The organism is Thomasclavelia sp., assembly GCF_017889095.1.
Classification (GTDB): domain Bacteria; phylum Bacillota_I; class Bacilli_A; order Erysipelotrichales; family Coprobacillaceae; genus Thomasclavelia.
The window spans coordinates 1-25,786 of sequence record NZ_JAGHEW010000031.1 but is presented as its reverse complement, the minus strand read 5'-3'; the positions used below and the strand labels follow the sequence as shown (position 1 = coordinate 25,786).

Genomic DNA, 25,786 nt, shown 5'->3' with positions numbered 1-25,786 from the left:
TTGAAGGTACAGTAGTTCATTATAATAAGGATAGAGGTATTGGAACAATTTCTCGTCATGATCAGGACGGTATTTTCTTTAGACAAGCTGATTATGTTTATGATGAAGATGTTCAAAGACGTGATAAGGTTGAATATACACCACTTGAAACTTTTGATCGTAAGAAAAACGTTGTTACTAATAAAGCTATTTTAATTATTACTACTGAAGAATATATTAATTTTGGATATTAAAAATAAAACAGGCAAAAATCTTGCCTGTTTTTGTTTTATCTTTATGATAAAACTATTTTTGCATTTTTTTTAAATAAGCCTGCATTGCTTTAATACTTTCATCAGAGATAACATGTTCAATCAAACAAGCATCTTTATCAGCAATCTGTTCATCAATATTTAAAACTTCAATAAATAATTTTTTAATAGTTTGATGTTTATTACAAAAAAATTCTGCCATTTCAATCCCTTTTGGCGTTAATTTAATATCTGCATATTTTTCATAATCAACATAACCATTTTTAGATAAAACAACAACCGCATTGTTAACGCTTGGCTTCGATACCCCTAATCTCTTTGCAATGTCGCTAACTCGAGCTTTTTTCCCGTCTAAAGAAAGCTCATAAATTAGTTCTAAATAATTTTGCATTGCAATTGTCATTTCTTCCATTGATATCCACTCCTAATAGCATAATCATAACATAAGATCTTCATTTTCTCAAGTAGATAGCCTAGAGGGAAATATTTTAAAAACATATTAATAATTGAGGTGAAATAATGGATATTTTATTATCATTTAATCCAATTATAATTGTTTTAATAGTGGCCACATTTAACTGGTTAATGACCTTTTTTGGAGCTTCTTTAGTTTATTTTGTAAAAAAAGCCAATAAAAAATTAGTTTGTATTGCCTTAGGTTCATCAGCTGGTATTATGATTGCTGCATCATTTTTTTCATTGCTTTTACCAGCTAAGGAACAGTTAGAAAATAGTGGCAAGCTATCATTATTAATGATTCCCTTTGGATTTATTTGTGGTGTTTTATGTTTAATGTTAATTGATAAAACTCTACCCCATGAACACGCTATTTTAAATGTCCAGGAAGGAATCAATCCCACTAAATACTCTAAAAATAAATTATTGATGTTAGCAATGACCTTGCATAATATTCCTGAAGGTCTAGCCGTAGGTGTTGCTTTTGCTGGTGCAGTTGATGGCAATTATTTAAGTGCCTTGATTTTAGCAATCGGTATTGGAATCCAGAACTTTCCGGAAGGAACTGCCATATCATTACCGATGTTACAATGTGGTAAAAGTCGCTTTCAGGCAATGATGTATGGTCAGTTTTCGGCTTTGGTTGAAGTCCCTGCTGCCCTGCTTGGTTTTATCTTTGCCAGTATTGCTAATGGAATCTTGCCTTTTATGCTCTGTTTTGCAGCCGGGGCAATGTTTTTTGTCTGTGTTGAAGAATTAATTCCTGAAGCTAATGCCAGTGAAGATATTGATTTAGGAACAATTAGTTTTATGATTGGTTTTGTCATTATGATGTCATTGGATATATTATTATCATAAATAAATATTATTATTACAATTAACGTAAATCGCCGAAAAAACATTGACAAAAACAATTCAATATCGTATGATTTTTTTAACAATTTATTAAACAATGACTATGAAGTGAACTAGTAAATATAGTTTAGATATTAGAGATATTGTGGCTGGTGAAAACAATACGTTAAACTATATTGAATTCATCATGGAGTTGGATTGCTGATATGTAGGCAATCCCGGGACTAACCGTTATTTTAGATAAGTTTCATACTTAACGAGGCTATTTGGGCAACCAGGTAGCAAATTTGGGGTGGTACCGCGATTCTGTCGTCCTCTAAACGAGGACGTTTTTTGTTTAAAAAATTGAAAATAATATTTGGAGGGTAGATTATGAAAAAGCTATTAAGCGGATTATTAGCACTTGCAATGTGTGCTAGTATCACAGGATGTGGAACTGGCGGAAGTGATGGAAGCACTGAGGTCAAAGATTTATCAGAAGTAAAAATTGGGGTTATTCAGTTAATGCAACATGATGCCTTAGATGCATCTTATGAGGGTTTTAAAGATGTTTTAGTAGAAGCTGGTGTCAAAGAAAAAAATATTGATTATCAAATTGCCGGTGATACTTCTAACTGCACGACAATTGCCGATAAATTAGTTAATGATGGAAATGATTTAATTTATGCAATTGCTACTCCAGCTTTACAGGCAGTTGCCAATGCAACTACTGACATTCCTATCGTTGGATGTTCAGTTACTGATTACGAAAGCACTAAATTAGTAAAAAGTAACGATAAACCAGGTGGTAATGTAACTGGTGCTAGTGATTTAACACCAATTGCTGATCAATTTGATTTAATGATGGAATTATTGCCAGAAACTAAAAAAGTAGCAATCATGTATTGTGGTAGTGAAGATAATTCAATCGTTCAAGGTGACATTGCTAAAGAAGCAGCTAAAGATAAAGGATTAGACTACAAAGTTTATACAGTTACTGATTCTAATGATATCCAGGCTGTTGCCAGTCAGATCGTTAGTGATGATAACGATGTTGTTTATATTCCAACTGATAACTTACTTGCAACATATATGAGCAGTGTTGAAGCAATTACATCAGAAGCTAAGATTCCTTGCATTGTTGGTGAAGAAGGAATGACTGTTAATGGTGGTTTAGCTACTTATGGAATCAACTATGAAAATTTAGGACGTGAAGCAGGAAAACAAGCTTTAGCAATCTTAAAAGGTGAAAAAACAGCAGCTAATACACCAATTGTTCATTTGGACAGTGAAAACTGTACAATGGTCATTAATTTAAAAGTTGCTCAAAAATGTGGTATTACAATCAATAAAGAAGATTATCCAGAAGCAACTTTCGTTGAAGAATAGGAGTTAAAAATGGGTTTATTTTATACTTTTTTAGGTGCCGTTGATTTAGGTTTGGTTTGGGGCTTTTTGGCCTTAGGTGTCTACATTACTTTTAGATTATTAGATATTGCCGATCTGACTGTTGATGGCAGCTTTGCAACTGGTGGTGCCGTTTGTGCGATTAGTGTTTTAAATGGCATTCATCCTTTACTGGCATTACTAATTGCCATTTTAGCTGGTGCGATTGCTGGGGCAATCACTGGATTTTTGCACACTAAATGTAAAATTCCTGCTATTTTAGCCGGGATCTTAACACAAATTGGTCTTTATTCAATTAATTTAAGAATTATGGGCGGTCGTGCTAACTTACCACTTACAACAGCTAATACTTTATTTAATGATTTATCAATCATGTTAGATGTTAATAAATATTATATTGCTTTAATTATTTCATTAATTTTTGTCATTGGTTTTATTGCTTTATTATACTGGTTTTTTGGAACTGAATTAGGTTCATCAATTAGAGCAACTGGTAATAATGAACAAATGGCCCGTTCACTAGGAATCAATACCGATACAATGAAATTATTAGGTTTAACTCTTAGTAATGGTTTAGTTGGTTTATCTGGTGGTTTATATGCTTTATATAGCCAGGCAACTGATGTACGTGTTGGTACTGGAGCTATCGTTATTGCTTTAGCTTCTATTGTAATTGGTGAAGTAATCTTTACCAGCAAAAAAGGAAGCTTTGCTTTAAAACTGTCAGCAATCATTATTGGTTCAATTATTTATCGAATCGTTGTTGCTATCGTCTTACAAATGGGCTTAAATACTGATGATTTAAAACTATTAACAGCACTTTTAGTTGGTATTGCTTTAACGATCCCAATTATGCTTGGTAAACGTAAACAGTTATCTTTATATAAAAAATTAACCGGAAAGGAGAACGAACATGCTTAAATTAACCAATGTATGTAAAACGTTTAATCTAGGTACGGTTAATGAAAAAAAGGTTTTGCATAACATTAACTTACAGTTAAATGAAGGTGATTTTGTTACGATCATTGGTGGTAACGGGGCTGGTAAATCAACACTATTAAATATGATTTCTGGTTTACATCCCTTAGATTGTGGTACGATCGAACTTGATGGTGAAAATATTTCCTTACAGCCAGAATATCAGCGAGCTAAAAAGATCGGCCGTTTATTCCAAGATCCTATGTTAGGAACAGCTAGTGATATGCAAATCTTAGAAAATTTAGCTTTAGCCAATCGGCGCGGTAAAAAACGCGGTTTAGCCTGGGGTGTACCTAAAAAAGAAAAAGCTCAATATTATGAATTAGTTAAATCTTTAAACTTAGGTTTAGAAGAACGTTTAACTACTAAAATGGGATTACTTTCAGGTGGACAGCGTCAAGCAATTACATTATTGATGGCGACTTTACAAAAGCCAAAATTATTGTTATTAGATGAACATACGGCTGCTTTAGATCCGGCAACTTCAGCTAAAGTATTAAAACTAACTAATGAAATCATTACTAAACAAAATTTAACTGCCATGATGGTCACTCACAATATGCGTGATGCCATTGATGTGGGAAATAGATTGATCATGATGTATAATGGTCATATTATCTATGATGTTCAGGGTGTAGAAAAGAAACAGTTAACAGTTGAAGATTTATTGCATAAGTTTGAAGAAGCCAGTGGTGAAGAATTTGCTAATGACCGGATGCTATTAGGTTAAAATTATTTATCAAGAGATTTCGATGAAATCTCTTTTTTATTTATTTTTAATAATTAACAGCCGTCCTTTTTCCGGGATAGCACAAAATACTTCTTCTATACGATCAATTCCCTGTTTATGTAATTCTTTATTCAACCAGTTATGATCTCGATTGATTAGTTTTAAATTATCTTCATCAACAATTCCATCAAGAATCAAAGCATCAGGCAATTCCACTACACATTGATCTTTAGTAATGATTGATAATGAACCGTTAGTTTCCAACAGGGCAAATTCTACTTTAGAAATACTATCGATATCATTGACTCTTAAATGATGCGTTAAATCATTGACACTATAACGCTGCTGTTTCATCCCCTCTTGATTCAATTTACCCTTAAAGATAATGTACGTTGGCTTTCCTTCAAATAAATCTCGTAATCGTTTTGATTTCATGGTAATGATCGATACCAACCGATCAACAATAATCAAAGTCATTGTTGCAACAATTCCATGAACAAAGGTAAAATCGCCATCGCCTAATGTATTGATCATTATTTCCGCAATAATTAAAAAAACCACAAAATCAAAAACATTTAACTGACTAAATTCCTTTTTTCCAAAAAAACGTAATAAAACACTTAAATAAATATATATTCCTAAACTAATTAAAAACACATCTAAAATACTCATATTTGATCATTCCTTCAATATAATATAATAAGACAAAAAGGAGGGAAATATGAAATCATATTTAAAAATATACTTAAAATTCGCCCTATTTATCCTAATCAGTTTTACTCTTATTAGTATTATCATGGCCACAATAATTAGCTTTATACACATGTCTAATTTTATTTATCATCTTCTAATTAATTTGTTTGCCGGAATAATGATGATGATTTGGGGCTTTTTAATTGTCAAAACATTTGATAAAAAAGCCATTTATCATAGTTTGCTTTGTGGTTTGTTGTTTGCCTTAATGGCAATTGCTTTAAATTTAGGTGATTTAAATGTTATTAATATTATCTCACGTCCGTTTATCTTGATTGCTACTGTAGTAATATTATCTTTTTACAAAAAAAGATTAGAAGAATAAAAAAACTAGAAGCAATTCTAGTTTTTAAATTCGATATTTAAGATTTTTACATCGTATGGTTCAGCTACCCCAACTGTTACGATTTCATTAACACCATGACCCAATACCGCTTTAGCTAATGGTGATTCATTAGAAATCTTACCATTTAATGGATCAGTTTCCGTATACCCTACGATTTTATAACTTTCAGGTTCAGCGTCATCTTCTGATAAATCTAAAATAGTAACCGTAGTTCCTGGTTTAACTACTTTTAGATCCATTTGATCTTCAGAAATGATTTCTGCATGTTGTAACATGTAATCAATTTCTTTGATTCTAGCTTCTAAGTGCGCTTGTCTTTCTCTGGCAGCATCATAATCAGCATTTTCTGATAAGTCACCTTGAGAACGTGCTAATTGTAATTCCTCAATAACTTTAGGTCTTTCAACGTTAATTAAGTTATTTTTTTCTTGTTCTAGTTTTTCAACACCACTTTGGGTCAATAAAACCTTTTCGTGTTCCATAATATCACCTCGTAGTCATTAATATAGCATAATTCATAATAAATATCTAGCCTAACTTAGCTAACAATTGCTAAAATTTTAGCAATCAGTAAATCAATTGCCACTGTATTGCTGCCACCTTCAGGAATAATTAGATGAGCGTATTTTTTAGATGGCTCAACAAACTGTTCGTGCATTACTCTAACAGTAGTTAAATATTGATTACACACCGAATCTAACGAACGGTTTCTTTCTTTCATATCTCTTTTTAACCGGCGAATAAAGCGAATATCAGCATCTGTATCCACATAAATTAAAATATCACAGCGCTCTCTAATCCGCTTTTCTTGTAAAACAAATACCCCTTCTAAAATAAAGACATCACGCGGTTCGATTTTTTCTATTTTATCTGATCGATTATGAATCGTAAAATCATATACTGGTTTTTCAATTGGCTGATTAGCTTTTAACAGATCTAAATGCTCAACTAACAAATCCATATCAAAAGCCATTGGATGATCGTAATTGATTTTTGTCCGCTCTTCCATGGTTAGATGGGATTGGTCTTTATAATAATCATCTAAACGAATTATTTTAACTGAATGATCATGTTTAAAATATTGATATATCTCATTAGCGATTGAACTCTTGCCAGAAGCACTACCGCCAGCAATACCAATAATAACTGGCTTTTTCATCAAATCACCTTTCTTCCCATATCATCTTTTTCTAACACAAAATCAACTGGCAACTTTAATATTTCCATTGGATGGTTGGCAATTTCCACCATTTCATTATCTTCATTAAAAATCTTAGTAACGGGAATAATGATATTTTCATGATTAGGACTAAAAAATTCAATTTGGTCACCGACTTTAAAATAATTACGCTGTTCAATGATTGCCAGCTTATTTTGATGATCATAGTCAATAACTCGGGCGCAAAATTCCTGAGTTGGATGTTCATCACGCTGATTATAAATTTGCTTATGATTATCAGCCTGATTATCATAAAAGCCAGTACATAAAGCCCGATTGGCAGCTTTTTGTAATTCTTGATAATATTTATCAGTTAAAACAAAGTTATCAGGATCATTGCAATAATCATCAATTAATTTACGATAAGTTGAAACAACCGTAGCAATATAATGTAATGATTTCATTCTCCCTTCAATCTTTAATGAATCAACTCCGGCTTCAATTAATTCAGGAATATGGTTGATCAAAGCCATATCTTTGCTTGACATACTAAAAGGAATAATCCCATCATGATTGATTTGTTGATCATTTTGATAAATATCATAATACCAGCGACAAGATTGTGAACAGCCACCACGATTAGCATCACGACGTGAAAAGTAGTTAGATAGCATACAGCGTCCGGAATAATGAATACACATGGCGCCATGAATAAAATATTCAATATCTAAATCGGTTTTATTTAAAATTGTTTTTAGATCTTCAAAGCATACTTCCCGTCCTAATACTACCCGATCCATTCCTAATTCTTGATAAAACTGGATTGCTTTAGAATTTAACGTCGATAACTGCGTTGAAACATGCACTTCCAAGTTTAAATTCAACTCTTTAGCTACTTTCATAATATACGGATCCGCAACGATGATTGCCTGAACTCCAGCATCATCTAATGCTGTTAAATATTCCTTAATTCCTTGTAAATTATCCTGGTGTAAAATAATATTACAAGTAACATGAATGGCAGCATTATAATTATTGGCAAATCTTACGGCTTCTTTAATATCTTCTAAACTGAAATTAGAAGCGCTAGAGCGTAAAGAAAACTCTTTGCCACCGACAAAAACAGCATCAGCGCCATAACGAATGGCCACTTTTAATTTTTCTAAATTTCCTGCTGGTGCTAATAATTCTGGTTTTTTAATAATTACTCTCTTTCCATCAATTATTTTACTTACTTTTCTCATCTTGTTCCCGCTTTCTTACATCAACAATTTTATAAACCGTAGCATCAAATAAAAAACTATGATAGTAGTCTATTTCTGGCGTTAACTGATTTAATTGATTTTTTAAATCATGGGCTACTTTGCCAAATAAACCTTTTTTATAATGATTGATCGCTTCCTGATAAAGATCAACAATTGCTACCAGCTTTAAATCATCAATAAATAATGATTCAATATATAAATAATCAAAATCACTCATTTGACTTAACACATCCAATGTACATAACTGCTGTTTAGTTAATATATGACAGCCAAATTGATCTTCATAAATATGGCAGGCATAATCAACACCATTAGCCTGAATCGTTATATTATCATTAATTGATACTTTTGGTTCTTGATTAATTTCTTTAAAATAATTAGTTAATAATTTTCGCTTTGAATAAGCCATATATTCAACACCATGGACTTGAACCATTGTTTTTAAATCAACATTTTTAGAAATCATCTGCTTTTCACTTAACGGTATTTCCCGTGCTAAAAAAGCAGTATTAACCCCTTGTAACTGCAAATAAGTTAACGTTGCCTGATTAGTATTTAAAGTATCCGGATAATAAATCATCTCAAAAGAATATTGATGTTCTTTACATAACTGTAAAACTGCAAAATCCTGAAATAAGATTCCATCAACATTCAATTCATTTAAATATTTTAAATGTTCTTCTAATCCTTCTAAATTACTTTCTTCAATCAAGGCATTAACTAATACCCATAATTTTTGTTTACCTAATTTATCTTTTAATTTTTTTAATTCATCATAATCCAAACTTAATGCCTGACGACATGAAAAATATTTTGTTCCCACAACAAAATATTTTACGCCAATATCTAAATAATCATAGATAAATTTATCACTATTTAAAGCTAATACTAATTCCATTTCATCACCTTTTCTTGATTACACAAATACCATCACCAATATGATAATATTTGACATCATATTCTTCATTACTTAAGATCCAGTCTTTAAACCGTTTAATTTTTTTAACTAATTGTCTAGTATTACGATTTTTGATCTTCTCAATTTCAAAAACCATGCCATGAAAATCCAAATTATCAACGACACAAATACCATTGTCATTTACTAATGGCATATATTTTTCAAAAAACTTTTGATACTGTGCTTTAGCCCCGTCGATAAATAAACAATCATATTTAGCTAACACTAATTTTTCTAAAGATAGTGTTAAAGCATTATCATGATGAATGATAATCTGTTTATCCATCTTATATGCTTTAATATTTTCTTTAGCCTGATTATACCGGTTATCATCTAATTCAATTGTTTCTACTTTGAAATCATTGATATTACTTGCCATCATCAAGGCTGAATAACCAACCGCACTGCCAATTTCTAAGCAGTTATGAAAATTATTTTGTTTAAACAATTCAATCATAAAAGCTAAGCCTTCATCTTGCATGATAGGAATATTATCTTTAATTGCTTTTTCTTTTAACTCTATTAACTCTTTCATCTTAATACCACTTATTTTCGCTTACAACTTTTTGATGTTCTTCATACGTATTAGAATAAATTACTGTTCCATCTTCTAAGGCAAAGAAAAACATTGCATCAAAATCTTGATAATTTAAACATGAATCAATGATATCTGTCGATACCATACTAATTGGTCCTACTGGTAAACCGTCATATTTATAGGTGTTATATTTTGAATCAACATTTAAATCTTTATATGTAACCGCAACGGTTTTTACCTGGTTAGCATAATTGACAGTTACATCGCTTTGTAGACGCATCGGTTTTTCTAGTCGATTGATAAATACACCGGCAATTTTTTCTTGATCATCTTTATTTCCAGAAGCTTCACATTGTACAACTGAAGCAAAAGATAAAAACTGATTCATGGTTACTTGATTATTGTTGATCGTAAATTTTTCAATTTGATCTTGATATTTAGATAAATTCTTATCCATTTGATCTAACATCTTTTCAGTAATATCTTCAATTGTAGGATCAGTAGCTGCAATAAAATATGTTTCCGGAGCAAAATAACCTTCTAATGAAAACATAATATCACTACTTAAAATACTTTCATCTAAAAACCAATATTTTTCTATTAGTTTATTTAAATATTCAGGATCAGACCATTTAGCTAAAACATCGTTACTATCTATTTCTAATACCTTGGCTACTTTATTAGCACAATCAATAATTCGATCACCATCTAAAATAGTTACTTTAGCCGTTGAAATATACTTTTTATCCCCTTCTAAAATCTTACAAATAGTTTCTAGATCCATGTTTTTATTTAAAATGTATGTATTTGCAATAAAATCATAATCATTTAATTTCAAATAAAGACTAGCAACTGTTTTATTTTTAATTAGTCCCGCTTTATCTAATTGCGTCAATACTGAAGAAGTTGAACCAGATATTTCTACGATTACTTCTTCATCTTTAGATGAAACAGCACCTTGACCATTAAAATAATAAAAAGTCAAACCAATCACAATGATTACCATACTGGCTACAACTGCAATAATAATTTTATGTATTTTTTTCATAAACGCCTCCATTTTTTTACATTATATGATATTTTTGATACTGTTTCAACTTTTCTAAACATAAATCATTTACTTATAGTATGGAAATAAAAAATAGAGATGACTCCATCTCTATTTAAAATTTTAATAAATTGTTTCAAATTTTGTAATACAAACTGGTTCGTTGATCATATAGCTATATTTTGTTTCAAATAGCATACCACCACGTTCTTCACGATATTCATAACTTTCAGCTACCTGTCCTTTTTGACAAACCACAACGATCCATTGATCTTTAAAGATTTTTAGATCCTTAGGATTTGGTGACGTATCAACAAAATCTTTATATTTCAACATGCCTGTTTCTTGATCAATCAAAAATAAAGAAAGACTATCATGTCCACAGTTAGTTACAAATAAACGTTCTTCTTTTTCGCTAAAGATCATTTGACTAGCAGTGCTGTCAAGATCTTCATAACCTTCTTTAGGGAAAGTATCGATCGTTTGAATCAATTCAAAATTTAAATCATGATATTTATAAACATCAATCGTACATGATAACTCATTTAAAACATAAGCAATCGTTCCGGCCTGATTAAACATGATCTTTCTTGGACCAGAACCTGGTTTAACATCTAATGAATGTTCCTTATCTAAAACAATTTCGCGATCTACTGGTTCAAACAATAAAATCTTGTCTAATCCTAGGTCAGTAACAACTAAACGCTTTTTATCTGGAGTAAAAGTGACAAAACAAGGATGTGGCTGATTTTGACGTTTTGGATCAATGCTATGTCCTTCTAATTGATAATTAAAAACAGTAGTAACCAATTTTTTCTTAGCCATTCTTGCTACCGCAATTTCACCATTATAATAATCAACCGCATATAAACGATCAGCTGTTTCATCATCACCATTAGTGCAGGCATGAACATAAGTCTTTCCTTCATCACTAATATGAGAAGCTAACGCTAAAATATCAGAAGTAGCTGCATAAGAACAAATTCCCCCATCACCTAATGTTCCCGAACGGTTTTTATAGGTAACACAGACAAACCGTCCATAGTTAAAACTATAGATAGGATCTGAAGGTGTTTTAAAATATTTTTTAAAAAGTATTTCCCCGTTTTCAATATCAATTTGAAATGTATAAATCCCTCGAGTTTGATCATTACCGTATGAATTAACGAAAAATGATTCGGTAATTCTTTTCTTTCCAAATAATCCAAATATTGCCATTTAATTTTTACCACCTTTCTAAATTTAAAGCTAAAAAAGCTAATTTAATTAGCTTTTTTTTCTTTACAACAGCATTGATCATCATGATGTTCGTGATTGCATTCATGTTCGCCATCATCATGACAGCATCCTTTACCATGATTTTGACAGCATTCATGATCATCTTGCTGACCAACAAAACTTTGGAATACTTCTTCAATCAATTCCCATTCACTTGGATCTTCGACTGGGTATAACTGTCCTTGGTCATCATAAGCTGATGCATAAACACTTGGTTCATCTAATGATGCATCATAATATAATACATATTGTTTATTTAATTCATCGTTGTTGAAAGTAAATAATACTTCAAACTCTTTTTCATTACCATCACTATCAACAACCTGGATCTTATTTGCTTCCATTAAATTTCCTTTCTATTTGCTATCTAAATAGCTTTGTAAAATAGCTACGGCAGCCATTTTATCAATTACTTTTTTTCTTTTTTTTCTAGAAACATCAGCAAAGATCAATTGATTTTGCGCTAATTTAGTAGTTAAGCGTTCATCAACTAAAACAACTTCAATCTCTGGTGATAATGTTTCTAAACGTTTTTTAAAATCGATTGAAATTTGAGCACGTTCACCCAAATCACCGTTCATATGTTTGGGCAGCCCCAAAACAACTGTTTCAATCTGGTTAGCCTTGATGATATCAGTTACATAATTCGCCGCTGATTCATAATCATCTTCTTTAAAACGATATGTTTCTACGCCATGAGCAATCATTCCTAAAAGATCGCTCATAGCAATACCACAAGTTCTTGAACCAAGATCCAAACCTAGTATTTTTTTCATTCTATTTCTCCAAATATGATTTTACTAATTCCTCAATAATTTCATCACGTTCAATTTGCTGAATTATATTTCGTGCATTCTTATGACTAGAAATATATGCAGGATCATTTGAGATTAAATATCCAGCAATTTGATGAACGGCATTATAACCTCTTTCATTTAACGCTTCAATTACTGTTTTTAGATTTTGACGAATCATTTCGCGTCGCATATCTTCAGAGCTAAATACTTTTGTTTTTGTTAAGTCTTGCATATTATTCCCCCCTAAGGTTTCACCTATATCCTCATTTTACACCAATTACTAATAAATTAAAAGAAGTTTTTCAATTCAGCGCTAATCAATGATACTTTTTCGTTAACCGGACAGCCACCTTGAGCAAAATCAGGTTTTCCGCCACCACGGCCATCAACTACATTATTAATTTTTTTAACGATGTCACCAGCTTTATAACCTTTAGCAACATAATCTTTAGTTACACCAACAAAATATGAGCATTTACCTTCATATTCAGATACCAAGATAACAATTCCTTCTTTTAGTTTATCTCTAAAATCAAAGGCTAATTGTTTAGCTTTGGCACTTTCAATTGTTTCATTGACTAATAATACTTTAACACCATTAATATCTTGAACATCATTTACTTTATTAGCTGCATTTAAAGCATTTAATTTACTATTTAAATTTTCAATTTCTTTTTTAGCTTGTCCTAATTCATCATAAACCGCCTGAACTTTATTAATAACTTCTTTACGGTTTTTAAGTTTTAAGATTTCACTAACTTGATCAACAACTTCTTTTTCATGAACTAACGCCTGATAAGCTTTTTGACCAGTAACGGCTTCAATTCGACGAACCCCGCTACCAACACTTTCTTCGGTTTCAATTTTAAATAAACCAATCTGACTACTGTTATTTACATGGCAGCCACCGCATAATTCTTTAGAAAAATCACCAATTGATACAACCCGAACAGTATCACCGTATTTTTCATCAAATAAAGCCATTGCACCACTTTCAATCGCTTTTTCTTTACTCATGTATTCAATACCAACATTATTTCCCGCAAAAACTTCGTTATTAACTAAAGTTTCAATTGCTTTGATCTGTTCATTAGTAATCTTTTTAAAGTGAGTAAAGTCAAATCTTAACCGCTGATCATCAACATAAGAGCCCGCCTGACTAATATGATCACCTAACACTTGTTTTAAAGCTGCCTGTAATAAGTGAGTAGCACTATGGTTTGCCGTAATTTGATTACGCATTTTTTTATCAACATCTAAAGTTAAAATGTCACCTAAAGTAATACTTCCTTGTTCAATCTTAACAAAATGTAAATGTTGCTGATTTGGAGCTTTCAACACGTTTTCAACTTTAGCCTGGCATTTATCATTATAGATTGTTCCTTTATCGCCACATTGACCACCCATTTCGGCATAGAAAGTAGTTGTATCAAAAACGATTTCACCATAATCATCAATTTCATCAACTTTAACACCATCTTTAAATAACCCAATTACGACACTATTAATATTAGCAGGATCGTATTCAAAAGTAGATGGCAAATCAAAAGCCATTAAATCTGGTTTTTGACTAGTCATACTTTCATTATCCCCGCGTGCTCCACGTGATCTTTCTTGTTGGATCTTTAATTCTTCTTTAAAGCCAGCTTCATCTACTTTTAAATTAGATTCTTCAGCGATTTCTAAAGTTAATTCAAATGGAAAGCCATAAGTATCATATAATTTAAAAGCGTCTTGACCACTAATTGTTCCACTAGTGTTTTTTTCAATCATACTAGCTAATAACTTTTCACCATTAGATAGCGTTTTATGGAATGCTTCTTCTTCTTTTTTAACTAAATCACTAATATAATTAACTTTAGCTGGTAAATAATCATAGAATTCTTTCATGATATCACTAACAGTAGCAACCAAATTATACATAAACGCTTTTTCAATTCCAATTTGTTTACCATAACGAACAGCTCGTCTTAAAATTCTTCTTAAAACATAACCGCGCCCAGCATTATCAAATAATGCTCCATCAGCTAAAGCAAATGTTACAGTACGAATATGATCAGCAATAACGCGATAAGCCATTTTATTTTCTTGATAGCTTACTGTTGCCATTTTTTCCACTTGATGAATGATTGGCAAGAATAAATCAGTATCAAAGTTAGTTTCCCCATCTTGGAAAATACTGGTAATTCTTTCTAAGCCCATTCCCGTATCAATATTTTTTTGTGGTAATTCTTTATATTCTTCACGTTTTAATCCAGCTTGAGAATTATATTGTGAAAATACCAAATTCCAAATTTCTACATAACGATCATTTTCTAATTCTTCAAAAAATAATTTTGTTCCTAAACCTTCAGGATCATATTTTTCACCACGGTCATAGAAAATTTCAGAATCTGGTCCACATGGTCCTTCACCAATTTCCCAGAAGTTTTCAGCCGTTTTTAAAATGTGATCTTGTCCAATTCCAATTTCATTGACCCAGTAATCATAGGCTTCATCATCATGGTCATGAACAGTGATATATAATTTGTCTTTTTCAAAAGCAAACCATTTTTCATCAGTTAATAGTTCCCAGGCAAAATCAATTGCTTCTTTTTTAAAATAATCTCCAATTGAAAAGTTTCCTAGCATTTCAAAAAATGTATGGTGACGAGCAGTTTTACCTACATTTTCAATATCATTAGTTCTGATTGATTTTTGCGCATTAGTGATGCGGGGATTTTCTGGTTTGATCGTTCCATCAAAATATTTTTTTATTGCCGCAACACCAGCGTTGATCCAAAGTAAAGTAGGATCATCATTAGGAATTAATGAATGACTTGGCTCTACTTTATGCCCTTTGCTTGCAAAATAGTCTAAAAACATTTGTCTTACTTGATTTCCAGTTAATTGTTTCATTTAATTCTCCTTTTCCTTCCAATATAAAAAGCCGTTCCTAATCTAGGAACGACTTATATCGCGGTACCATCCTAGTTCATGAAAACTTCATGCCCTTAATTAGCCGATAACGTAGCTTACACGGTAAATTTTAATTACTCTCCAAAGTAGCTTTCCTATATGCCATTAAGTATTTCCACCTGCCATACTCTCTCTAGTAAATAAACAATATAGTACTCTTCTTTATCAACGATTTACCAAATTATAAACTATCTTTATTTATTTTTCAAGCCTCTAAATTTACATCTTTTCTTTAAGACTATACATCATATCTTCAACACAGTCACATTCACTTAATAAAATCATCATTGATGCAATTGTAAGACCTAACAGCATCTTGCTTCTAGTCATCATTTCAAATCACCTCAATCTAGTTTGTCCTTAATCCATGAAATCATACACGCTTAATTCTTTTTCATTTGCAAACCGTTCAATCAAACTAGTTTTACGGCGACTATCCTGAAAGTTATATAAACCGTACATAAACGCTTTAAAATCACCCAAAATAAAGAGAGCCTGTTTACAGCGCGTAATCGCTGTATATAACAAATTACGTTTCAACATGACATAATAATCAGATAAAACAGCCATGATCACAATTTTAAATTCATTTCCTTGGGATTTATGAATCGACATACAATAAGCATGAGTAATCGTATTAAAATCATTACTCGTATATTCAATGATATTGCCATCAAAATCGACGATCAAAGTATCTTGTAAATATTCAAAATTATCTTTTAAACAAATATCGATCAAAGTACCAATATCGCCATTAAAAACTTCATCATCAGGACGATTTTTCAACTGCAAAATTTTATCACCAACGCGATATTCTTTACGTCCAATGCGATAAACTAAAGTATCTTCATTAACGGGATTAAAAACATCCTGTAAAGCATCGTTTAAAGCATCAATTCCAGCAACACCTTGATACATCGGTACTAAAACTTGAATATCATTTGCATCATAGCCTTCATCTAATGCTTTTTTTACAATTGTTTTAACATTTTTAACGACATCATAGTTTGCACAAGTAATAAAGTTTATATCACTGTACTGATCAAAAAGCTGATTATCTGTAATTTGATCATTAATAATATGATGCGCCAGCTGGACAATTCCAGAATCCTGGCTTTGTCTAAAAATTTCATCAAGTTCAATTGTCTTGATTCCGGCTTTAATTAGATCATGCAATAAATTTCCCGGCGCTACTGAAGGAAGCTGATGGTAATCACCAATAAATAAAATTTTACGAATCTTTTTCCCCGCCAGAAAAACTTTATGCAATAATAAAGTGTCAACCATTGAAAACTCATCAATGATCAAAACATCAAGATCTAAGGGGTTGTTTTCATTAACTGCAAAGACATTGCTATGAAGATCCCATTTTAATAATCGATGAATCGTTGAAGCTGTTAAACCCGTTAATTCACTTAATCTTTTAGCGGCTCTGCCGGTAGGGGCAACTAAGCCAATACGATCTTCAGGAAAAACTTGTTTATAGATTTTTAATAATGCCAAAACAATCGTTGTTTTCCCGGTTCCTGGTCCCCCAGTTAGAATCATACATGATGATTTTAAAAAATAACGAACTGCTTCTTTTTGCTTGCTGGCATACTGGATCCCCAGTTTTTTTTCTAGATCTTCTAACATTCGATCAATTTCTTTATCATCGATCATTTCATCTGCTTGCATCATTTTTTGTTTTAAATAATTGGCAATATTATTTTCGGCTTCATCCATTTCATAATAGTAGTAACGATTGTCTTTTAAAACAACCAATTCCTCACTAACTAATTCATCAAGGTATTGATAAAAAGTATTGTCATCAATATTATAAATATTTTTATTAAAAACTCTTTTAATATCATCAAGCAGACAATAAGTACTGCCAGTATTAAAACCATGCTGTTTGATACTGTAAATAATCGCTGCTTTAATACGATCAGGAGCATCTAAAGAACCTCCAATTTTAATTGCCAGTTCATCAGCCGTCTTAAAACCGATCCCATCAATATCTTCAATTAACTGATAAGGATTATGTTGTAAAACATCAAGGGTTTTTTCTTGATAATGGGCCTGAATCAAGCCTAAATTTTTCAAACTAATTCCATGTCCCATGAAAAACTGCATTACTTCCTGGTCATAGTCACTATTAGTCAATGTTTCATAGATCGTTTCTCGCCGTTTTTCACTCATCCCGCGAACTATATCCAAACTATGTTTATCAGCTTTAATTTTTTCAATACAATCTTCACCTAAAGTATTAACGATTTCACTCGCTAATGTTTTACCAATTCCTTTAAACAGAGGGCTTGATAAATATTTAATTAATTCATCATTTTCTTTAGCATAAATAATGCGACAGCCCGTTAATTTAAACTGTTTTCCATATTTAGGATGAATTACATAATCACCAGTAAATTCATATTTATCATAATCGTTGAAATTATTTAAATATCCTGTCATTGTGATTAGTTTATCTTCTTGTTCGACTTCAATTGAAGCGACAAGATAATTTGAAGGTTCATTATAAAAACGAACCTTCCTAATATATCCTGTATATGTAATCATTATAGATATTCAATCGCTTTACCGTCTTTATAAACAGTTTCGATTGTTCCTCCACCTAAACAAATTTCGCCATCATAAAAAACAGCCGCCTGACCAGGTGTTACTGCTTTGACTGGCTGGTCAAAAGTTAAATAAACAGTATTTTCATCAATAAACTCTAACTGAATTGGATTATCTTGCTGACGGTATCTAAATTTAGCGTTGCAGGCAATTTTATGTTCTGGTTTTTTTGAAGCAATCCAGTTAACATCGCTAATTAAAGCGCCAGTTGAATACAGCCATTTCTTTTGATCCCCTTGACAAATATATAAAATATTTTGATCATAATTTTTACCAACGACAAACCAGGGTGCTCCAGCGCCACCAATACCTAAACCTTTACGCTGACCAATTGTATAATACATGATCCCAGAATGTTCACCGATAACTTGATTAGTTTCAATATCGACCATTTTACCAGGTTTAGCAGGAATATAATTTTGTAAAAACTCTTTAAAATTCCGTTCACCAATAAAACAAATTCCTGTACTGTCTTTTTTATTAGCAATCGGTAAATTTAAATCACGCGCAATTTGACGAACTTCAGTTTTATCAATTTCCCCCAACGGAAATAATGAATTACGTAATTGCTGCTGATTTAGCTGACATAAAAAATAAGTTTGATCTTTATTATGATCATGTCCTTTTAACATCAACGAATCTTTTCCTTCTTGATGAATCACTTTAGCATAATGACCGGTAGCGATATAATCAGCTGAAAGCTCTTTAGCGTAATCTAAAAAAGCTTTGAATTTAATATGCTTATTGCATAAAATATCCGGATTAGGTGTTCTTCCTTTTTGATATTCTTCAATAAAATATTTAAAAACATAATCCCAATATTCTTTAATAAAATCTACCCGTTTAATCGGAATATCTAAACACTTAGCTACCGCTTTAGCATCATTATAATCTTTTTCCTGAGGACAAATATCATCCTGATTATTAGGGTTTCCTAAAATATCGTTATTTAACTGACTATCCCAGTTACGCATAAATACCCCAATAACTTCATATCCTTGTTTTTTCAATAAATATGCAGCAACCGCTGAATCAACGCCACCGCTTAAACCTAAAACTACTCTTTTTGACATCTTCGTCACCTCACCGCCTTATAATAACATTATTTAAATTAAAATACCACCAGTAAGTAGAAAAAAGAAAGGATCAAAAATCCTTTCTTAACCAAGTCTAGACATTGGCAACATTGCTGCCCCAATAGCACCACAATCTTCTAATTCTGTTTTTAATAGTGGAATATGTCCCCGCATACCAACATGAATCTTAGAATTAAATTGTTCTACTAAACTATCATAGAAATATTCACGTGATTTCATTACTCCACCACCGATAACAAAGCAATGTGGATCAACTGTATGAGCAATATTGGCAAACATTGTTGCTAGCTGAGAAATACATTCATCAACGATGCTTTTAGCTTTTAAATTACCTTCAGCCGCTAATCTAAAGACATCCCCAGCATGATTAACAGCGTCTTCACCTAAAATTTCTTTTCCTTTACGAGTAATTGCCGTACCGCTTGCTTCACCTTCAACTGCACCTGGATTTAAACCACCAAATTTATAACCATTGTTTTTAACGATGATATTTCCGATTTCACCAGCATGACCACGTCCACCAGATACTAATTTACCATCAACGATAAAAGCACCACCAATTCCAGTAGAAATGGTTACATAATAACAAGTTGGATAGTTTTTTCCAGCACCAAGCAATGCTTCTGCCAGACCAGCTACATTAGCATCATTATCAATGAAAACTGGTAAATTAAAACGATCAGCTAATTTAGAGCAAATTGGATAATTTTCAAATCCTGGTAAGTTAGTAGCCATGATCATTGTTCCATTAACCGTATCAACTGGTCCCGGAACACCAATTCCAATTCCGCTTACACCTTCTAAACCACCGCAAACTTTAGTATCCAAACTTTCAATTTGGCGAATAATTTTAGCACAAACGTAATCAGGCCCGTTTTCCCTTTCAGTATTATCTTTTACTTCACTATATGTTGCTCCTTTTTCATCAACTAGTAAAGTTCTTACATTTGTACCACCTAAATCAATTCCAATGTAATATTTCATATTCGTCCTCCTATATATCTTCAATAATTATACAATAAAGAATCCATCTTTTAAAGGTATCTAGAATAAAGTTTTTATGATTTTTTCAAACTGATTTGGAATCGGACAAATTATTTCTTTTCCTTGTAAATATTTCAAATCACCAATACAACGGACAAATTTAATTTTATAAGCATGTAACAATTGATTATTCAAACCAAATTGTTTTTTCATTTGTTTATTTAACGTAAAATCCCCATATTTACGATCACCAATAATTGTATGATCAATACTTGATAACTGGATTCTTATTTGATGCATTCTCCCAGTTACTAACGTTGCTTCAACTAAACTAAAATCATGTTGTTTTTTTACTGGTTTAACGATCGTTTCCATTGATAAAGCCCCCGGATGGTCCTTATTAACCAATTTAACTTGAGCTTGATCAGGCAGTTTGACCATATAACCATGAATATCTTTTTTACCTCTTAAATACCCTTTACAAATTGTTAAATAAGATTTTTCAATACAATGACGCTGCTTGATCATTTCATTTAAATTTTGTAAAGCCATTAATGTTTTGCCAAAAATAACGATTCCACTAGTATTACGATCTAAACGATGAACCGGCCCTGGCATAAAGGTATTTTCACGACTTAGATCCAATTCATTTTTATCAGCTAAATAACTTAATACTTGATTTGTTAAAGTATTGATCGATTCATTAGCATCTTCATGAACTAATAATCCCGCGGGTTTATAAACGATTAAAACATTTTTATCTTCATATAAAACTTTAAATGTTTTACTAACTTCATAAATACTTTTTTCCTTAGTAAATTCTTTAAATTTATCTTCATATAAAAACATTTCAATTTCATCATCTACCATTAAGATATATTTTTCATTAACTCGTTTTCCATTAACTTTAATGTCTTTTTTTCGAAACATTTTATAAATAAAATTTTCTGGAGCATTAACTAATAATTTTTTTAAATACTTATCAATTCGCTGATTAGCATCATTTTTTGTAATTTTTAATTTTTTCATTTTAACCACACATTCCTTTCCGCCTGCAGCTCCAAGGCACACATAGTCATGAATAATAAGCACCTTGTTTGTACAGACATTTTGTTTTATATTTTTACTGAAGGAGTCACACACTACAAAGCACGGTGAGGTGAGTTGTAGATTGCTGCAACTCGTTTAGTTCAAAACAGTATTTTAACCAGTGCAGGGCTGAGCTTTTCAAGCACACATGAGTATGTCCTTTGAGTCTGTAGATTAATCATTGACTTGAGTTAATCTTTTAGTGTTGCTCAGTCAGTCACTGTGCTCCTTCTCTATATCTTGAAAGGAGCTTTTATTTATGGAAATTGTTTACCCTAGAGCCTGTGGCGTTGATGTGCACAAATCTTTCATTGTGGCTGTTATATGCATCTCTGAATCCGTCAAGCCCAGATACATCAAAAAAAGATTCTCAACCTTTAATAACCAGATGGTCCAGTTTAGAAACTGGCTTATTGAAAACAACTGTCATAATGTATGCATGGAATCTACTGGCAAGTACTATATTCCTGTATACAATGCATTGGAAGGTCACATCTCCAATGTCGTTGTTGCCAATCCCAAATGGGTCAGGGCTATCAAAGGTGAGAAGGATGACAACAAGGATGCCAAATGGATTGCCGATCTTTTCAAGTTTGGCATCGTCAGATCCAGTTACATACCTGAAAAGGATATTCGCATCCTCAGAGAATTTACCCGCTATCAGTATAAGCTGGTCAATATGCGTTCTTCTGAGAAGAATCGTTTCCAGAATGCACTTACCACTGGAAACTGTAAAATTGACCTTGTTTTCTCTGATGTTTTTGGTAAATCCGCTTCCGCTGTTGTCGATACTATTCTATCAGACGAACCATACACTAGTGAAGATATTCTTTCAAAAGTTCATGGAAGATGCAAGGCTTCACCTGAAGACATCCTCAGTGCTGTTGAAGGTACAAGCCTCAATCAGTATCAAAAAACAAGAATCAGGATTGTTCAAAAACACATGGAACAGCTCGATTCACTTCTTGATGAGGTCCAGCAGCATATTGACAGGATGGTTGCTGCTTACGAAAGCTATATTCAGCTTCTGATGACAGTTCCAAGTGTCAGCAGAAAATCAGCCATCATCATCATTTCCGAGCTTGGTATTGATGTGACCCAATGGTCCAGTGCCCGTAAGCTTGCCGCATGGGCTGGACTTGCTCCAGGCCGTAATGAATCAGCCGGCAAGAAAAAGTCTGTCAAGATTTCAAAGGCTGGAGTTTATCTCAAACCTTGCCTTGTTCAGGTTGCACATGCTGCCCTCAAGGATAAAGAATGCAGCTACTATGCTGTCAAATTCAATAAAATTTCCAAGCGTCGCGGCAAAAAAAGAGCCATTATAGCCATCGCCAGAAAAATCCTTGTAGCCATCTATCATATACTCAAGACAGGAGAAGTTTTTAATCCGTCTGATATGGCAGATGTCGAAACAACTAAGGAACAGCGTATTGAATATATTAAAAACAACTTAAGAAATGCTTTCAATCAGCTCAGCCGCACTGGCTTAACTGAGGATGAAATCCTGAAATTTATCATCAGGAAATCTACCAACTCACCTCAAACAGAGTAGTCTTCTACTTGGGGAAAGGGGCTTTATGCACTTTTTTAGGCTAAACACTAAATTCCATTCTTATTTTTATTCAGATTATCACCATTTACCATTATAACAAAACCGTATCAAATTACCTAATACTTTTAAAAAATTAGTTTTTGTTTTATAAAAACAAATATCAATAACTGCCTATTATTTGCAAATGTAACCCTTTACATTTAATGAGACAAATGTTATAATCTAATTGTTAAGTGAAGACATTCGCTTTACATACCCCCTATTATCACCCTTACGTGAAATAATAGAAAAAACTATGCACCCCCGCATAGTTTTTTTGTTATAATTTAAAATAAAGGAGATGATTTTTCACAATAAAAAAGAGTTTATCTATCGGTGAGTTAAATAGTAAATTATAGTGGATCATTAAAATAATTTTTATAAAAAAATCAATTATTTTATCAAATGGAGGAATTTATGGAAAAACAAATATCTAGTGAGTTAATTTATCAAGGAAAAATAATAAAAGTTTATAAGGATAAAGTTGAATGTGAAAATGGTAATATTGCAACCCGTGAAGTAGTCCGTCATCGTGGTGGTGTTGGTGTTCTAGCTATCGTTGATGATGAAGTTCTGCTAGTAAAACAATATCGTTATCCTAACGCTAGTGAAACATTAGAAATTCCAGCAGGAAAATTAGAAGAAAGTGAAAAAACTGAAATTTGTGCGTTAAGAGAATTAGAAGAAGAAACGGGATATAGTGCTAAAGGGATTGAATTGATTGCAAAATTTTTACCAACTCCTGGCTATAGTGATGAATGGTTGTATGTTTATCAAGCTAAAGATGTATTTAAGGTGGAAAACCCAGCGGATTGTGATGAAGATGAAGTTATTGAGTTAGTTCGTATCGATATTGATAAAGCTTATCAAATGGTTGTAAGTGGGGAAATATTTGATTCTAAAACAATGATTGCAATTATGCATGCCTATATTAATAAACACAAAAAATAGATTACAACAATCTATTTTTTTATATAAAAAAAATTCTGTAAACACAGAATTAATTAACTAATGGCGGTCTGGACGGGACTCGAACCCGCGACCTCCGCCGTGACAGGGCGGCATTCTAACCAACTGAACTACCAGACCATTATAATGGCGGAGACAGAGGGATTTGAACCCTCGCGCCAGTTTCCCGACCTACACCCTTAGCAGGGGCGCCTCTTCAGCCTCTTGAGTATGTCTCCGTCGTCTGCTTGTTTATAATAGCATATTTATTTTGCCTTTGCAACATCTTTTTGCAATTTTAATCATCAAAAAAATGAATTATTTCAAATTTTGTTGAAATAATCAACGTTTTATTTTTTAAAAAAATATTACAATTATTAATTTTAACTGCTAATTCTAACTTATTGGACACTATTTATTAATCCCTTTACTCGCTTAGTCGTTAAATGTTCAGTTTCTAACACTAACATACTTAATACTTTCCAATATCAATCAATCATTTTATCACGATTATCTTTTAGATTATCAGGTACATATTTTGGGTTAAGATTTTAATTGCTTATAGCTTTTTTCATCATCAATAATATAAATTTTGCCAAATGCAATTACACTTTTGAAATATGAAGTATATTCTTGACTAACAACTTCATCTCTAGCAACTACACAAAATTGATTGCATCCAATTTATGACCACTTTTAGCGCAATGAAAATAGATTTTATTGTTTACATAACTCAAGAAAAGTGCACAAGGATGATTATCATCACCTTGTAATATCGATACGCCCGAAGTTTGGTTATTTAAAATTTTCTGATTGACTATATTATACAGATATTTGAATCAGAGTTATTGCATAAATCATTATCACCTTTATTTACTAAATTATTTATCAATAGTATAATTTATATAGACAAATAAAGAAAGTACGTGCTTTTTTAATAGGTACTATCTAAAAGGAGAGTTATTTTTATGGATGATATTTGTAAAGATGTTAATATTAAACCTTTTAATTATGCAATTTCTGTTATTGGTGGTAAATGGAAAATGCATATTTTGTTTTGGTTATGGAAAAAACCGGTTATGCGTTACAGCGAAATAAAAAAAGCTTTAGGACCTATAACCCATAAAATTTTATCAGACAAATTAAAAGAACTAGAAAATGACGGTTTGATCATTCGTCATGAATATCCACAAGTACCACCTAAAGTAGAATATCGTTTATCAAAAAAAGGAGAAAATTTAATGCCGGTTCTTAGTTCAATTTGTAAATGGGGCCATGAAAATATTCCTGATGATTATTAAACAAAAAAAGATGCCTTTCAATCCTATGCATCTTTTTTAATATTCATTCAACGCTTTATATTCAATACTATTTTTCTTACGTTTTGCCTGATATAGTAATTCATCAATTTGCTTAACGATATCGCCTTGTAATTCTTGATTACAATAAACGCCACCGATACTGATTGAAGGTTTGACAGTTGCTTCTTTAGTAACTTTTAAACTATTAACAGCATCCTTAATTTTGTGAAGGCGCTGGATGAAGGCTTCTTCATTTATTTTATGAAAAACAATTAAAAACTCATCGCCACCATAACGAACCACTGCATCACATTCACGTGATAAAGAACGAATTATATCGACTAATTTTTTTAAAACGATATCCCCTGCTATATGTCCATAAGTATCATTGATCAATTTAAAAT

General features: G+C 31.9%; 26 protein-coding genes, 2 tRNA genes, 1 pseudogene and 2 other annotated features. Of the genes and pseudogenes, 9 read left to right on the top strand and 20 right to left on the bottom strand.

Annotation, left to right across the window (positions count from 1 at the left end; all coding sequences use genetic code 11):
- Positions 1-233 (top strand): annotated as a pseudogene (locus J7M77_RS01540) (hypothetical protein); the annotation flags it as partial.
- Positions 234-285: 52 nt separating this feature from the next.
- Here J7M77_RS01540 and J7M77_RS01535 read toward each other — a convergent pair.
- Positions 286-663: a metal-dependent transcriptional regulator gene (locus J7M77_RS01535; RefSeq protein ID WP_296875297.1), complete on the bottom strand. Its 378-nt coding sequence runs from the start codon at positions 661-663 to the stop codon at positions 286-288.
- A gap of 107 nt (positions 664-770) precedes the next feature.
- Between J7M77_RS01535 and J7M77_RS01530 the strand changes: the two genes are divergently transcribed.
- The 4 genes from J7M77_RS01530 to J7M77_RS01515 all read left to right on the top strand — a co-directional run bounded on the left by J7M77_RS01530 (position 771) and on the right by J7M77_RS01515 (position 4,656).
- Entirely contained in the window at positions 771-1,565 is a 795-nt protein-coding gene (locus J7M77_RS01530; RefSeq protein ID WP_296875295.1) for a ZIP family metal transporter, read from the top strand.
- A 91-nt stretch (positions 1,566-1,656) separates the two neighbouring features.
- Positions 1,657-1,882: a binding site (T-box leader), on the top strand.
- Between the two features lie 52 nt (positions 1,883-1,934).
- Complete coding sequence (locus tag J7M77_RS01525) at positions 1,935-2,930, top strand: ABC transporter substrate-binding protein (RefSeq protein WP_296875293.1); 996 nt, start codon at positions 1,935-1,937, stop codon at positions 2,928-2,930.
- Between the two features lie 9 nt (positions 2,931-2,939).
- A complete protein-coding gene (locus J7M77_RS01520) occupies positions 2,940-3,869 on the top strand; it encodes an ABC transporter permease (protein WP_296875291.1) in 930 nt (309 codons plus the stop codon).
- The gene (locus J7M77_RS01515; protein ID WP_296875289.1) at positions 3,862-4,656 is read left to right on the top strand and encodes an ABC transporter ATP-binding protein; all 795 of its coding nucleotides are present in this window, start codon (positions 3,862-3,864) and stop codon (positions 4,654-4,656) included. Before J7M77_RS01520 ends, J7M77_RS01515 begins: the two co-directional genes overlap by 8 nt.
- A 36-nt stretch (positions 4,657-4,692) precedes the next feature.
- Here the strand turns inward: J7M77_RS01515 and J7M77_RS01510 are convergent, their stop codons facing one another.
- The gene (locus J7M77_RS01510) at positions 4,693-5,328 is read right to left on the bottom strand and encodes a DUF421 domain-containing protein (protein WP_296875287.1); all 636 of its coding nucleotides are present in this window, start codon (positions 5,326-5,328) and stop codon (positions 4,693-4,695) included.
- Between the two features lie 49 nt (positions 5,329-5,377).
- Between J7M77_RS01510 and J7M77_RS01505 the strand changes: the two genes are divergently transcribed.
- Positions 5,378-5,734, top strand: a complete 357-nt coding sequence (locus tag J7M77_RS01505; protein WP_296875285.1) for a DUF3792 domain-containing protein — start codon at positions 5,378-5,380, stop codon at positions 5,732-5,734.
- A 17-nt stretch (positions 5,735-5,751) separates the two neighbouring features.
- Here J7M77_RS01505 and greA read toward each other — a convergent pair whose 3' ends face one another.
- The 15 genes from greA to J7M77_RS01430 form a co-directional block, all read right to left on the bottom strand.
- Positions 5,752-6,237, bottom strand: coding sequence for a transcription elongation factor GreA (greA, locus tag J7M77_RS01500; RefSeq protein WP_296875283.1), 486 nt, complete (start codon positions 6,235-6,237; stop codon positions 5,752-5,754).
- A 56-nt stretch (positions 6,238-6,293) separates the two neighbouring features.
- Complete coding sequence (gene udk, locus J7M77_RS01495) at positions 6,294-6,914, bottom strand: uridine kinase (protein ID WP_296875281.1); 621 nt, start codon at positions 6,912-6,914, stop codon at positions 6,294-6,296.
- Positions 6,914-8,158 carry a U32 family peptidase gene (locus tag J7M77_RS01490; protein WP_296875279.1) on the bottom strand — a complete coding sequence of 415 codons (1,245 nt, stop codon included), beginning with the start codon at positions 8,156-8,158 and terminating at the stop codon, positions 6,914-6,916. The genes udk and J7M77_RS01490 overlap by 1 nt, the downstream gene beginning before the upstream one ends.
- Complete coding sequence (locus J7M77_RS01485; RefSeq protein ID WP_296875277.1) at positions 8,142-9,077, bottom strand: U32 family peptidase; 936 nt, start codon at positions 9,075-9,077, stop codon at positions 8,142-8,144. Before J7M77_RS01485 ends, J7M77_RS01490 begins: the two co-directional genes overlap by 17 nt.
- A gap of 4 nt (positions 9,078-9,081) precedes the next feature.
- Positions 9,082-9,672: an O-methyltransferase gene (locus tag J7M77_RS01480; protein ID WP_296875275.1), complete on the bottom strand. Its 591-nt coding sequence runs from the start codon at positions 9,670-9,672 to the stop codon at positions 9,082-9,084.
- Position 9,673: 1 nt separating this feature from the next.
- On the bottom strand, positions 9,674-10,723 hold the full coding sequence (mltG, locus tag J7M77_RS01475) for an endolytic transglycosylase MltG (RefSeq protein ID WP_296875274.1): 1,050 nt from the start codon (positions 10,721-10,723) through the stop codon (positions 9,674-9,676).
- A 123-nt stretch (positions 10,724-10,846) separates the two neighbouring features.
- Positions 10,847-11,941, bottom strand: a complete 1,095-nt coding sequence (locus J7M77_RS01470; protein WP_296875272.1) for a beta-propeller fold lactonase family protein — start codon at positions 11,939-11,941, stop codon at positions 10,847-10,849.
- A 44-nt stretch (positions 11,942-11,985) separates the two neighbouring features.
- Positions 11,986-12,345 (bottom strand): DUF1292 domain-containing protein, encoded by a 360-nt coding sequence (locus J7M77_RS01465; RefSeq protein WP_296875270.1) that lies wholly within the window; start codon positions 12,343-12,345, stop codon positions 11,986-11,988.
- Positions 12,346-12,357: 12 nt separating this feature from the next.
- Complete coding sequence (gene ruvX, locus J7M77_RS01460) at positions 12,358-12,777, bottom strand: Holliday junction resolvase RuvX (protein ID WP_296875268.1); 420 nt, start codon at positions 12,775-12,777, stop codon at positions 12,358-12,360.
- 1 nt (position 12,778) lies between these two features.
- Positions 12,779-13,030, bottom strand: coding sequence for an IreB family regulatory phosphoprotein (locus J7M77_RS01455; RefSeq protein ID WP_087298368.1), 252 nt, complete (start codon positions 13,028-13,030; stop codon positions 12,779-12,781).
- Between the two features lie 56 nt (positions 13,031-13,086).
- Complete coding sequence (gene alaS / locus J7M77_RS01450) at positions 13,087-15,696, bottom strand: alanine--tRNA ligase (RefSeq protein ID WP_296875267.1); 2,610 nt, start codon at positions 15,694-15,696, stop codon at positions 13,087-13,089.
- 41 nt (positions 15,697-15,737) lie between these two features.
- Positions 15,738-15,934: a binding site (T-box leader), on the bottom strand.
- 182 nt (positions 15,935-16,116) lie between these two features.
- A complete protein-coding gene (locus J7M77_RS01445; protein WP_296875266.1) occupies positions 16,117-18,312 on the bottom strand; it encodes an ATP-dependent RecD-like DNA helicase in 2,196 nt (731 codons plus the stop codon).
- Positions 18,312-19,445, bottom strand: coding sequence for a tRNA 2-thiouridine(34) synthase MnmA (gene mnmA, locus J7M77_RS01440; RefSeq protein WP_296875264.1), 1,134 nt, complete (start codon positions 19,443-19,445; stop codon positions 18,312-18,314). Before mnmA ends, J7M77_RS01445 begins: the two co-directional genes overlap by 1 nt.
- Positions 19,446-19,532: 87 nt before the next feature.
- Positions 19,533-20,453 carry an ROK family protein gene (locus tag J7M77_RS01435; RefSeq protein WP_296875262.1) on the bottom strand — a complete coding sequence of 307 codons (921 nt, stop codon included), beginning with the start codon at positions 20,451-20,453 and terminating at the stop codon, positions 19,533-19,535.
- A 60-nt stretch (positions 20,454-20,513) separates the two neighbouring features.
- Positions 20,514-21,482: an RluA family pseudouridine synthase gene (locus J7M77_RS01430; RefSeq protein ID WP_296875260.1), complete on the bottom strand. Its 969-nt coding sequence runs from the start codon at positions 21,480-21,482 to the stop codon at positions 20,514-20,516.
- 319 nt (positions 21,483-21,801) lie between these two features.
- Here J7M77_RS01430 and J7M77_RS01425 point away from each other — a divergent pair, with 319 nt between their 5' ends.
- On the top strand, positions 21,802-23,094 hold the full coding sequence (locus J7M77_RS01425) for an IS110 family transposase (RefSeq protein WP_296875258.1): 1,293 nt from the start codon (positions 21,802-21,804) through the stop codon (positions 23,092-23,094).
- Positions 23,095-23,550: 456 nt separating this feature from the next.
- On the top strand, positions 23,551-24,084 hold the full coding sequence (locus J7M77_RS01420) for an NUDIX hydrolase (protein ID WP_296875256.1): 534 nt from the start codon (positions 23,551-23,553) through the stop codon (positions 24,082-24,084).
- Between the two features lie 61 nt (positions 24,085-24,145).
- On the opposite strand, the gene J7M77_RS01415 is transcribed toward J7M77_RS01420, so the two are convergent.
- Together J7M77_RS01415 and J7M77_RS01410 are read right to left on the bottom strand one after the other, a co-directional pair.
- Positions 24,146-24,222 (bottom strand) — tRNA-Asp (locus tag J7M77_RS01415).
- A 7-nt stretch (positions 24,223-24,229) separates the two neighbouring features.
- Positions 24,230-24,320: transfer RNA gene (locus tag J7M77_RS01410), tRNA-Ser, on the bottom strand.
- Between the two features lie 729 nt (positions 24,321-25,049).
- On the opposite strand from J7M77_RS01410, the gene J7M77_RS01405 reads away from it, so the two are divergent.
- Positions 25,050-25,382, top strand: coding sequence for a helix-turn-helix domain-containing protein (locus tag J7M77_RS01405; RefSeq protein ID WP_296875254.1), 333 nt, complete (start codon positions 25,050-25,052; stop codon positions 25,380-25,382).
- A gap of 36 nt (positions 25,383-25,418) precedes the next feature.
- Here the strand turns inward: J7M77_RS01405 and J7M77_RS01400 are convergent.
- Positions 25,419-25,786, bottom strand: a 368-nt coding sequence (locus tag J7M77_RS01400; protein WP_296875252.1) for a GGDEF domain-containing protein, incomplete at its 5' end; no start/stop codon positions are given.

Coding starts and splice junctions, on each gene's coding strand:
- J7M77_RS01435 (WP_296875262.1), bottom strand. CDS start 20,453: ATGAAATATTACATTGGAATTGATTTAGGTGGTACAAATGTAAGAACT.
- alaS (WP_296875267.1), bottom strand. CDS start 15,696: ATGAAACAATTAACTGGAAATCAAGTAAGACAAATGTTTTTAGACTAT.
- mltG (WP_296875274.1), bottom strand. CDS start 10,723: ATGAAAAAAATACATAAAATTATTATTGCAGTTGTAGCCAGTATGGTA.
- J7M77_RS01510 (WP_296875287.1), bottom strand. CDS start 5,328: ATGAGTATTTTAGATGTGTTTTTAATTAGTTTAGGAATATATATTTAT.
- J7M77_RS01485 (WP_296875277.1), bottom strand. CDS start 9,077: ATGGAATTAGTATTAGCTTTAAATAGTGATAAATTTATCTATGATTAT.
- ruvX (WP_296875268.1), bottom strand. CDS start 12,777: ATGAAAAAAATACTAGGTTTGGATCTTGGTTCAAGAACTTGTGGTATT.
- J7M77_RS01455 (WP_087298368.1), bottom strand. CDS start 13,030: ATGCAAGACTTAACAAAAACAAAAGTATTTAGCTCTGAAGATATGCGA.
- J7M77_RS01470 (WP_296875272.1), bottom strand. CDS start 11,941: ATGGCAATATTTGGATTATTTGGAAAGAAAAGAATTACCGAATCATTT.
- J7M77_RS01405 (WP_296875254.1), top strand. CDS start 25,050: ATGGATGATATTTGTAAAGATGTTAATATTAAACCTTTTAATTATGCA.
- J7M77_RS01490 (WP_296875279.1), bottom strand. CDS start 8,158: ATGAGAAAAGTAAGTAAAATAATTGATGGAAAGAGAGTAATTATTAAA.
- J7M77_RS01425 (WP_296875258.1), top strand. CDS start 21,802: ATGGAAATTGTTTACCCTAGAGCCTGTGGCGTTGATGTGCACAAATCT.
- J7M77_RS01465 (WP_296875270.1), bottom strand. CDS start 12,345: ATGGAAGCAAATAAGATCCAGGTTGTTGATAGTGATGGTAATGAAAAA.
- mnmA (WP_296875264.1), bottom strand. CDS start 19,445: ATGTCAAAAAGAGTAGTTTTAGGTTTAAGCGGTGGCGTTGATTCAGCG.
- J7M77_RS01520 (WP_296875291.1), top strand. CDS start 2,940: ATGGGTTTATTTTATACTTTTTTAGGTGCCGTTGATTTAGGTTTGGTT.
- greA (WP_296875283.1), bottom strand. CDS start 6,237: ATGGAACACGAAAAGGTTTTATTGACCCAAAGTGGTGTTGAAAAACTA.
- J7M77_RS01505 (WP_296875285.1), top strand. CDS start 5,378: ATGAAATCATATTTAAAAATATACTTAAAATTCGCCCTATTTATCCTA.
- J7M77_RS01445 (WP_296875266.1), bottom strand. CDS start 18,312: ATGATTACATATACAGGATATATTAGGAAGGTTCGTTTTTATAATGAA.
- udk (WP_296875281.1), bottom strand. CDS start 6,914: ATGAAAAAGCCAGTTATTATTGGTATTGCTGGCGGTAGTGCTTCTGGC.
- J7M77_RS01420 (WP_296875256.1), top strand. CDS start 23,551: ATGGAAAAACAAATATCTAGTGAGTTAATTTATCAAGGAAAAATAATA.
- J7M77_RS01535 (WP_296875297.1), bottom strand. CDS start 663: ATGGAAGAAATGACAATTGCAATGCAAAATTATTTAGAACTAATTTAT.
- J7M77_RS01530 (WP_296875295.1), top strand. CDS start 771: ATGGATATTTTATTATCATTTAATCCAATTATAATTGTTTTAATAGTG.
- J7M77_RS01525 (WP_296875293.1), top strand. CDS start 1,935: ATGAAAAAGCTATTAAGCGGATTATTAGCACTTGCAATGTGTGCTAGT.
- J7M77_RS01430 (WP_296875260.1), bottom strand. CDS start 21,482: ATGAAAAAATTAAAAATTACAAAAAATGATGCTAATCAGCGAATTGAT.
- J7M77_RS01515 (WP_296875289.1), top strand. CDS start 3,862: ATGCTTAAATTAACCAATGTATGTAAAACGTTTAATCTAGGTACGGTT.
- J7M77_RS01480 (WP_296875275.1), bottom strand. CDS start 9,672: ATGAAAGAGTTAATAGAGTTAAAAGAAAAAGCAATTAAAGATAATATT.